The 9,683-nt window shown below is 71.0% G+C and carries 7 protein-coding genes; 6 read left to right on the forward strand and 1 reads right to left on the reverse strand.

The genetic code is table 11. From position 1 onward, the window contains the following. Positions 1 to 354 precede the first annotated feature (354 nt). Positions 355 to 1,308, reverse strand: coding sequence for a heme o synthase (locus ABZ749_RS20420; protein WP_357229939.1), 954 nt, complete (start codon positions 1,306 to 1,308; stop codon positions 355 to 357). 266 nt (positions 1,309 to 1,574) lie between these two features. Between ABZ749_RS20420 and tkt the strand changes: the two genes are divergently transcribed. From tkt to ABZ749_RS20450, 6 genes are all read left to right on the forward strand, one after another. Further along, positions 1,575 to 3,713: a transketolase gene (gene tkt / locus ABZ749_RS20425; protein WP_355009949.1), complete on the forward strand. Its 2,139-nt coding sequence runs from the start codon at positions 1,575 to 1,577 to the stop codon at positions 3,711 to 3,713. A gap of 15 nt (positions 3,714 to 3,728) precedes the next feature. Next, positions 3,729 to 4,904, forward strand: coding sequence for a transaldolase (gene tal / locus ABZ749_RS20430; RefSeq protein ID WP_357229941.1), 1,176 nt, complete (start codon positions 3,729 to 3,731; stop codon positions 4,902 to 4,904). Continuing rightward, positions 4,901 to 6,550 (forward strand): glucose-6-phosphate isomerase, encoded by a 1,650-nt coding sequence (locus ABZ749_RS20435; RefSeq protein ID WP_357229943.1) that lies wholly within the window; start codon positions 4,901 to 4,903, stop codon positions 6,548 to 6,550. Before tal ends, ABZ749_RS20435 begins: the two co-directional genes overlap by 4 nt. Before the next feature lie 2 nt (positions 6,551 to 6,552). Then, on the forward strand, positions 6,553 to 8,106 hold the full coding sequence (gene zwf, locus ABZ749_RS20440) for a glucose-6-phosphate dehydrogenase (protein WP_357229945.1): 1,554 nt from the start codon (positions 6,553 to 6,555) through the stop codon (positions 8,104 to 8,106). Then, positions 8,103 to 9,119, forward strand: coding sequence for a glucose-6-phosphate dehydrogenase assembly protein OpcA (locus ABZ749_RS20445; RefSeq protein WP_357229947.1), 1,017 nt, complete (start codon positions 8,103 to 8,105; stop codon positions 9,117 to 9,119). The genes zwf and ABZ749_RS20445 overlap by 4 nt, the downstream gene beginning before the upstream one ends. A 143-nt stretch (positions 9,120 to 9,262) precedes the next feature. Further along, a partial coding sequence (locus tag ABZ749_RS20450) for a 6-phosphogluconolactonase (RefSeq protein WP_357229949.1) occupies positions 9,263 to 9,683 on the forward strand: 421 nt, incomplete at its 3' end.

Genomic DNA, 9,683 nt, shown 5'->3' on the forward strand with positions numbered 1-9,683 from the left:
GCTGTCCGTTTATTTACCGACTTTTACGCCCAAAGCACGCAGGCAAATCGCCTTCGAACCCTCCCAGGTTGAGCCGATCCGACTCATGTAGAAAGTTACTCTGATGTGACGTTAAACCCGGACAACTCATCCACGTCCGTGATTAGTCAGCAGATCAGCGGCATCGATCGCCGCCGACCCGAGCCACTGCGCGCCAACTGATCGGACAACCTGACCGGACGGACAACGCGGCAGACGGACATCGCCAGGGCCGCGAAGCCGCACGCGGCGCGGTAGAAGGCAGCGAGAGGAGCCGACGGGCGCAGGCCACCGCATTCGACGCGGAGAGCGGAGAGCGGAGTCGGCCGGGACGGGTCAGATCAGCGCGTCGAGCGCGACGGCCACGAAGACGATCGTCAGGTACGTCGTCGACCAGTGGAACAGCCGCATCGGCTTGACCGCCTCGCCGCGCGTCGCGCGCCGGCAGAGTCGGTGTGCCTCGAGGATGAAGATGGCACCCACCACCAGGGTCGGCACCCCGTAGATCGCGCTGAGCCCCAGCGGCCAGACGGCCAGGGAGGTGAGCACGGTGAGCCACGCGAAGATCAGGATCTCGGCGTTCACCCGGCGAGTCGAGGCCACCACCGGCAGCATCGGGATGCCGGCCCGGGCGTAGTCGTCCTTGTACTTCATGGCGAGCGGGTAGAAGTGCGGCATCTGCCAGAAGAAGACCACAGCGAAGAGCCCCCAGGCGGCCGGCGCCAGTGAGCCGGTCACCGCAGCCCACCCGATCAGCACCGGTGCCGCCCCGCAGGCGCCGCCCCAGAAGGTGTTCGTCGGGGTGGAACGCTTGAGCCACAGGGTGTAGACGAGGTCGTAGTAGGCGATCGCGGCGAGGGTCAGCCCGGCGGCCAGCAGGTTGGTGAACGCCGCCATCAGGGCCACCGACACCGCCGCCAGCACCAGACCGAAGATCAGCGCGCTCCGCGGCGACACGGTGTGTGCCGGCAGCGGCCGACGCTTGGTACGCCGCATCAACTGGTCGATGTCGCGGTCGATGTAGCAGTTGAGGACGCTTGCCGCACCGGCGGCGAGCGAGCCGCCGATCAGCACGATGGCCATCAGCCAGAGCGACGGCAGCCCACCCTCGGCGAGCATCATCGCCGGGATGGTGGTTACCAGCAGCAACTCGACGATCCGCGGCTTGGTGAGCGACACGTACGCCGAGAGAACCGCGCGTACGTCCCGCCGGGCCACCGGGCCCTCGGCCGCCCGCGCCGGGTGTGGCCCGGCCGGGTTGCTCGCGGGGCGCTCGGTGATCATGCTCACGGATTGCCACCTTCCGGCATCGGGCACGGGGAGATCGGATCGGTCGGGACCGCACGGATCCGCATACCGCCCCACACACTACGCGTCGTCGTTTTGGCTGCCCGGCCGACCCGACAACGGTGCGGGCCGTCACACCACCGGGTTGAACCGAGCATCCGGATGGTCACGTAGCGCACACCATGCGCAGATCCCCGGGCGCATGTTTAGGGACGCTCGATAAGGTCATCGGTGAGGGTTCCGCCCATCTGCCGAGGAGCACAACCATCGTGGCTGTTAAACGACCCGAGCACCCCGCACTGAACTGGTCCGACCTCGATCGCCGGGCCGTAGACACCGTCCGCGTGCTGGCCATGGACGCCGTAGAGAAATCCGGCAACGGTCACCCGGGCACCGCGATGAGCCTCGCGCCCGCGGCGTACCTCCTCTTCAACCGCGTCATGCGGCACAACCCGGCCGACCCCAACTGGCCCGGCCGCGACCGGTTCGTTCTCTCGGCCGGGCACTCCAGCCTGACGCTTTACATCCAGCTGTTCCTCTCCGGTTACCCGCTGAGCCTGGACGACCTCAAGTCGCTGCGGCAGTGGGGCTCGCAGACGCCGGGGCACCCCGAGCACGGGCACACGCCGGGCGTGGAGACCACCACCGGCCCGCTCGGGCAGGGTCTGGGCAACGCGGTCGGCATGGCCATGGCGGCCCGCCGCGAGCGCGGCCTGTTCGACCCCGAGGCCGAGCTCGGCGCGTCCGTCTTCGACCACGACATCTGGTGCATCGTCTCCGACGGTGACATCGAGGAGGGCATCAGCCACGAGGCCAGCGCCCTCGCCGGGCACCAGCAGCTGGGCAACCTCACGGTGATCTACGACGACAACGAGATCTCCATCGAGGACGACACCCGGATCGCCAAGAGCGAGGACGTGGCCGCCCGCTACGAGGCGTACGGCTGGCACGTGCAGACCGTCGACTGGCGCAGCGGCGACGCCGACCAGGGCGACTACCACGAGGACGCCGAGGCGCTGTACGCGGCGCTGGTGGCCGCCAAGGCGGAGACCGCCCGCCCCTCCTTCATCGCGCTGCGCACCATCATCGGCTGGCCCGCGCCCAACAAGCAGAACACCGGCAAGATCCACGGTTCGGCGCTCGGCGCCGATGAGGTGAAGGCCACCAAGCGGATCCTCGACTTCGACCCGGAGCAGACCTTCCAGGTCGACGAGGAGGTGCTCAGCCACGCCCGCACGGTGATGGGTCGCGGCGACGCGGCCGAGCAGGAGTGGACCGCCGCGTTCGACGCCTGGAAGAAGGCCAACCCGGAGCGCACCGCGCTCTACGAGCGGTTGGCTGGCCGCGTACTCCCCGACGGCTGGACCGACGCGTTGCCGGTCTTCCCCGCGGACGCCAAGGGTGTGGCCACCCGGGCCGCTTCCGGCAAGGTGCTGGAGGCGCTCGCGCCGGTGCTCCCGGAGCTGTGGGGCGGCTCGGCCGACCTGGCCGAGAGCAACAACACCACGATGAAGGGCGAGCCGTCGTTCATCCCGGCCGCCCACGCCACCAAGGACTTCCCCGGCCACGAGTACGGCCGCACGCTGCACTTCGGCATCCGTGAGCACGCCATGGGCGCGATCCTCAACGGCATCGCCCTGCACGGCGGCACCCGCCCCTACGGCGGCACGTTCCTGGTGTTCAGCGACTACATGCGTCCGTCGGTGCGGCTGGCCGCGCTGATGAAGCTGCCGGTGACCTACGTCTGGACGCACGACTCGATCGGCCTCGGCGAGGACGGCCCGACCCACCAGCCGGTGGAGCACCTGACCGCGCTGCGCGCCATTCCCGGCCTGGATGTGGTCCGCCCGGCCGACGCCAACGAGACCGCCTGGGCGTGGCGGCAGGCGCTGGAGCACACCGACCGGCCCACCGCGCTGGCGTTGAGTCGTCAGCCGCTGCCGACCCTGGACCGCGACGTCCTGGGCAGCGCGGAGGGCGTGACCAAGGGTGGCTACGTGTTGGCCGAGGCGTCCAACGGCAAGCCCCAGGTGATCATCGTGGGCACCGGCTCCGAGGTGCAGCTCTGCCTGACCGCCCGGGAGCGGCTGGAGGCCGACGGCACCCCGACCCGGGTCGTCTCGATGCCGTGCCAGGAGTGGTTCTACGAGCAGGACGAGGCGTACCGGGAATCGGTGCTCCCCCGTGGGGTAAAGGCACGGGTGAGCGTGGAGGCGGGCATCGCGATGTCCTGGCGCGGCATCGTCGGTGACCTGGGCGAGAGCGTCAGCATCGAGCACTACGGCGCGAGTGCCCCGCACACCGTGCTCTTCGAGCAGTTCGGGTTCACCGGTGACCGGATCGTGGCGGCGGCACACGCCTCGCTGGCCCGGGTGGGCGACATCACCGGTTTCACGACCGGCAACTGAGGGAGCGTGGACGGCATGACCGACAAGCTGAATGAGCTGACCGCCGCGGGCGTGGCGGTCTGGCTCGACGACCTTTCCCGGGTACGACTGAGCTCCGGCGGGCTGGACCAGCTCCGCCGCGAGAAGCACGTGGCCGGCGTCACCACCAACCCGACGATCTTCGCCAAGGCCCTGAGCGACGCCGACGAGTACAACTGGCAACTGCGCGACCTCGCTACTCGTGACGTGGACGTGGAAGAGGCCGTCCGCATGCTCACCACGTACGACGTGCGGTGGGCCTGCGACGTGATGCGCCCGTCGTACGACGGCAGCGACGGCGTCGACGGCCGCGTCTCGATCGAGGTGGACCCCCGCAGCGCGCACGACGCGGACAAGACCGTCGCCGAGGCCAAGGCGCTGTGGTGGCTTGTCGACCGGCCGAACCTCTACATCAAGATCCCGGCCACCGAGGAGGGCCTGTCGGCGATCACCGACACGCTCGCCGAGGGGATCAGCGTCAACGTGACCCTGATCTTCGGTCTGGACCGCTACTCGGCGGTCATGGAGGCGTTCCTCGCCGGCCTGGAGCAGGCCAAGGCCAACGGCCACGACCTGTCGAAGATCGGCTCGGTCGCGTCCTTCTTCGTGTCCCGGGTCGACGCCGAAGTCGACAAGCGGCTGGAGAAGATCGGCTCCGACCAGGCCAAGTCGCTCAGGGGTAAGGCCGCCGTCGCCAACGCCCAACTGGCGTACGAGCGCTACACCGAGGTGTTCGCCTCGGACCGCTGGAAGGCGCTCGCCGCGGCCGGCGCGCACCCGCAGCGGCCGCTGTGGGCGTCCACCTCGACGAAGAACCCGGACTACAAGGACACCATCTACGTCGAAGAGCTGATCGCCCCCGGCACTGTCAACACCATGCCGGAGTCGGTCGTCAACGCGTACGCCGATCATGGCGAGACCCGCGGTGACACCGTCACCGGGGCCTACGACGCGGCCCGGAAGGTCTTCGCGGACCTGGAGTCGGTCGGGGTCGACCTGGCCGACGTGATCGCCACCCTGGAGCGCGAGGGCGTGGAGAAGTTCGAGGTCAGCTGGCAGGAGCTGCTCGACGGGGTGACCAAGTCGCTGAAGGCCGCGGCGCAGGGCACCGGCGCGCCGAACAAGGCCGCCAAGGGCAACGCCAAGGCCGCCGACAAGGCGGGTGGCGCATGAGCGACCTGCTTGCGGGGCCGGTGGAGGCAGCCGCCGGGCTCTCCGTGTACGGCGCGGACGCGGTCGACAAGGCCGCGCCGGCCTCGACCCGGGACGCGCTGGTCAAGGCCGGCGTCCCGGGCAAGCTGGCGGGCAAGGACGCCAGCCTGTGGGGTCCGGACGCCGAGGCCGAGGCCAAGATCCGGCTGGGCTGGGTGGACACCCACCGGCGCAGCCGCGAGCTGCTCGTCCAGTTGGCCGAGCTGAGCGCGGAACTGGCCGACCTGGATCACGTGGTACTCGCCGGCATGGGCGGTTCTTCGCTCGCGCCCGAGGTCATCACCCAGACGCTGGGCCGCCCGTTGACGGTGCTGGACACCACCGACCCGGGCCAGGTCCGGGCGGCGCTCGGTGACCGGCTGGAGCGCACCGTCGTGGTGGTGGCCAGCAAGTCCGGGTCGACGGTGGAGACCGACAGCCACCGGCGCGCGTACTGGCAGGCGTTCCTGGACGCCGGGATGACCGAGGCGGAGGCCGGCCGGCACTTCGTCATCGTCACCGACCCGGGTTCGCCGCTGGAGGCCACCGCGGCCGAGATGGGCGCGTTCACGGTGCTCGCCGACCCGAACGTCGGCGGCCGCTACTCGGCGCTCACCGCGTTCGGTCTGGTGCCCTCGGCGCTGGCCGGGGTCGAGGTCGCGGAGCTGCTCGACCAGGCCGACGCGCTGGCCACCTCGCTCGGCGCGGACCAGAACAACCCGGCCCTGGCGCTGGGCGCCGCTCTGGGCGCGGCGGCCACGCTCGCCCGGGACAAGGTCGCCCTGGTCTCCGACGGCACCGGCATCGACGGGCTCGGCGACTGGGCCGAGCAGCTGATCGCCGAGTCGACGGGCAAGGCCGGGGTGGGCATCCTGCCGGTGGTCGTGGAGTCTCCGCAGAGCCCCGGCGCCACCGGCCCGGACGTGCTGACGGTCAGCTACGGCGGCGCGCTGGCCCCCGGTGACATGCCGGGCGGCGGGGCCACCCCGGACGTGGCCGTCAACGGCCCGCTGGGCGCTCAGTTCCTGGCCTGGGAGTACGCCACCGCGGTGGCCGGTGTGGTGCTCGGCATCGACCCGTTCAACCAGCCGAACGTCACCGAGTCCAAGGAGAACACCAACAAGATCCTGGCCTCGGGCCTGCCGGCGGAGACGCCGTCGTTCACCGAGGGCGCGATCGAGGTGTACGCCCCGCAGGGCGCCCCCGGGGACCTGGCCGGTGTGCTGCGCTGGCTGCTCGACGGGCTGGGCGACGACGGTTACCTCGCGGTGATGGCGTACCTCGACCGGTTCGCCGACGCCGACACGGCCAAGCTGCGGTCGCTGCTGGCGCAGGCGGGTGGCCGACCGGTCACCTTCGGCTGGGGTCCGCGCTTCCTGCACTCGACGGGCCAGTACCACAAGGGCGGCCCGCAGGTGGGCAGCTACCTCCAGGTGACCGGCGCGGTCGCCGAGGACCTGGCGGTGCCGGGCAAGCCGTACACCTTCGGTGAGTTGCAGGCGGCGCAGGCCGCCGGTGACCGGCAGGCTCTCGCCGGTCGGGAGCGGCCGTTGCTGCGGTTGCACCTCACCGACCGGGCCACCGGTGTCGCCCAACTACTGGACGCGGCCGGTGATCTGCGGGCGTGAGGATGGACGACGTGACTGAGGCGGAGCGAGGAGGCGGTTCGGTGAACCCGCTGCGCGACCCGCAGGACCGCCGGTTGCCCCGGATCCCGGAGCCCTGTGCTCTGGTGATCTTCGGGGTGACCGGCGACCTGGCCCGCAAGAAACTGCTCCCTGCGGTCTACGACCTGGCCAACCGGGGGCTGTTGCCGCCGGGCTTCGTGGTGCTCGGTTTCGCGCGCCGGGACTGGGGTGACGGCGACTTCGAGACGTTGGCCTGCGAGGCTGCCCGCAAGCACGCCCGCACCCCGTGGCGGGACGAGGTGTGGGCGCGGCTGGCCGGCAACATCAAGTTCGTTGGCGGTTCGTTCGACGACGACGCCGCCTTCGACACTCTCGCCTCGACGCTTGACGATCTGCGCCAGACCCACGGCATCACCGGCAACGCGGCGTTCTACTTCTCCATCCCGCCGGCCGCGTTCCCTGTCGTGCTCAAGCAACTGGCCCGCACCGGGATGGCCGACAACGACAAGTCCGGCGGTTGGCGTCGGGTCGTGGTGGAGAAGCCGTTCGGTAACGACCTGCCCTCGGCGAAGGCGCTCAACGACCTCGTCGACGACGTGTTCACCCGGCAGGACGTCTTCCGGATCGACCACTACCTGGGCAAGGAGACAGTTCAGAACATCCTCGCCCTGCGGTTCGCCAACAACCTGTTCGAGCCGCTGTGGAACTCCAAGTACGTCGACTCGGTGCAGATCACCATGGCGGAGGACGTCGGTATCGGCACCCGCGCCGGCTTCTACGACACCGTCGGCACCGCCCGCGACGTGCTGCAGAACCACCTCCTCCAACTCCTCGCCCTGGTGGCGATGGAGGAGCCGACCAGCTTCGACGCCGACGAGATCCGGGCCGAGAAGCTGAAGGTGCTCAAGGCCATCACCCTGCCCACCGACGTCGCCCGGGACACCGTCCGCGGTCAGTACCTGCCGGGCTGGGTCGGCGGCGAACGCGCTGTCGGTTACCTGGAAGAGCGGGACGTCCCCGCCGACTCCACCACTGAGACGTACGTGGCGGTGCGGTTGGGCATCCAGAACCGCCGTTGGGCGGAGGTGCCGTTCTACATCCGGGCCGGCAAGCGGTTGCCCCGGCGGGTCACCGAGGTCGCCATCATGTTCAAGAAGGCGCCGCACCTGCCGTTCAACGACGCCGACATGGAGTCGCTGGGCAACAACCAGCTGGTCATCCGGGTGCAGCCGGACGAGGGTGTGGTGCTCAAGTTCGGCTCGAAGGTGCCGGGCACGACCATGGAGGTCCGCGACATCGCGATGGACTTCCAGTACGGCGAGGCGTTCACCGAGTCCAGCCCCGAGGCGTACGAGCGTCTGGTGCTGGACGTGCTGATCGGCGACCGCACCCTGTTCCCGGACGCGGCCGAGGTCGAGCAGAGCTGGCAGGTGATCGACCCCTTGGAGCACGCCTGGGAGGGCACCACCCCGGAGCCGTACCGGGCCGGCGAGTGGGGCCCCCGGGCCTCCGACGAGATGCTGGCCCGCGAGGGCCGCGCCTGGAGACGAGCATGATCGGGCTGTGGGACACCACCGGCAACGAGGTGGTCAAGGCGCTCGCCGCCGAGCGGCGCAGCGCCGGCGGGGTGGCCAGCGGCATGGCGCTCACCCTCATCGTGGTGGTGGACGAGAAGCGGGTCCGGGAGGCTGAGGCCGCGGCGACGATCGCCGCCGCGGCGCACCCGTGCCGCCTCGTGGTGGTGGTCCGCTCGGAGATCGAGCGGGACCGCAACCGACTGGACGCGGAGATCGTGGTCGGCGGCCGCCTCGGCCCGTGCGAGGCGGTGGTCACCCGGATGTACGGCCGGTTGTCCCTGCACGCCGAGTCGGTGGTGATGCCGCTGCTCGTTCCCGACGTACCGGTGGTCACCTGGTGGCACGGCGAGCCTCCGGCGGAGATCGCCACCGACTTCCTCGGGGTGGTGGCCGACCGGAGGATCACCGACTCCGCGCAGGCCGCCGACCCGGTGGAGGCGCTGCGGCAGCGGGCCCGGGACTACGCCCCGGGCGACACCGACCTGGCGTGGACCCGGATCACCCCGTGGCGCACCCTGGTCGCCGGGGCGTTCGACACCACCAACGCCCGGGTCACCGAGGCGACGATCGTCGCGCCTCCCACTGACCCCACGGCGGCGCTGATGGCCGGTTGGCTGTCCAGCCGGCTCGGCATCACCCCACGCCGGGTGGACAGCAACGAGTTCCCCCGGATGCGGGAGGTGCAGCTCAGCTGCGCCAACGGCGATCAGCTGACGCTGACCCGCGAGGACAGCATGGCCGTGTTCCGGCGCACGGGCCAGGACGACCGGGCCCTGCCGCTGGTGCGCCGCCCCCTCGGCGACGAGCTGGCCGAGGAGCTGCGCCGGCTGGACGCCGACCAGGTGTACGCGGAGGCGCTGGGCGCGACTGTCGGGCTGCGGGGGCTGGATCAGCGCCCCGCGCAGCGGGTCCACGTCTGGAAGGATCCGGCCACCGCACAGCGCGCCGAGGCCGGGGTGACCGCGCACGTCGGCACGAGCGGCGAGGGCTGAGCCCAGCCGGGGCACAACGTCGGGCAGGGCCGGTACGCACCGGCCCTGCCCCGCAATCTCCGGGGTTTCCGCCCCACCACCTCGGGCACACCGCCCCGGGCACGACAGCGACCGCCTCGCGGTCCTCGAACGAAGGCGCAACCATGAGTGAGGCGAGTGTCGCCGTCCACGCCGACGCCGACCTGCTGGCGCAGGCCGTGGCGGCCCGGTTGCTGGTGAAGCTGCTCGACGCCCAGGCCGACCGGGGCGAAGCCTCGGTGGTGCTCACCGGAGGTCGGGTCGCGGCGGCCGTCTACCGGGCGGTGGCGACGCTGCCGGCCCGCGACGCGGTGGACTGGTCCCGGGTCGACGTGTGGTGGGGCGACGAACGGTTCCTGCCCGCCGGTGATCCGGACCGCAACGAGACGCAGGCCCGGGCCGCCCTGCTGGACGTGGTGCCACTGGATCCGGCCCGGGTGCACGCGATGCCGGCCTCGGACGGCCCGGCCGGCAACGACCCCGAGGCGGCGGCTGCCGAGTACGCGCAGGAGCTGGCCCGCGCCGCCCGGCCCGGGCACGCCACAC

It is taken from the genome of Micromonospora sp. NPDC047753, from assembly GCF_040642735.1.
Taxonomy (GTDB): Bacteria; Actinomycetota; Actinomycetes; order Mycobacteriales; family Micromonosporaceae; genus Micromonospora.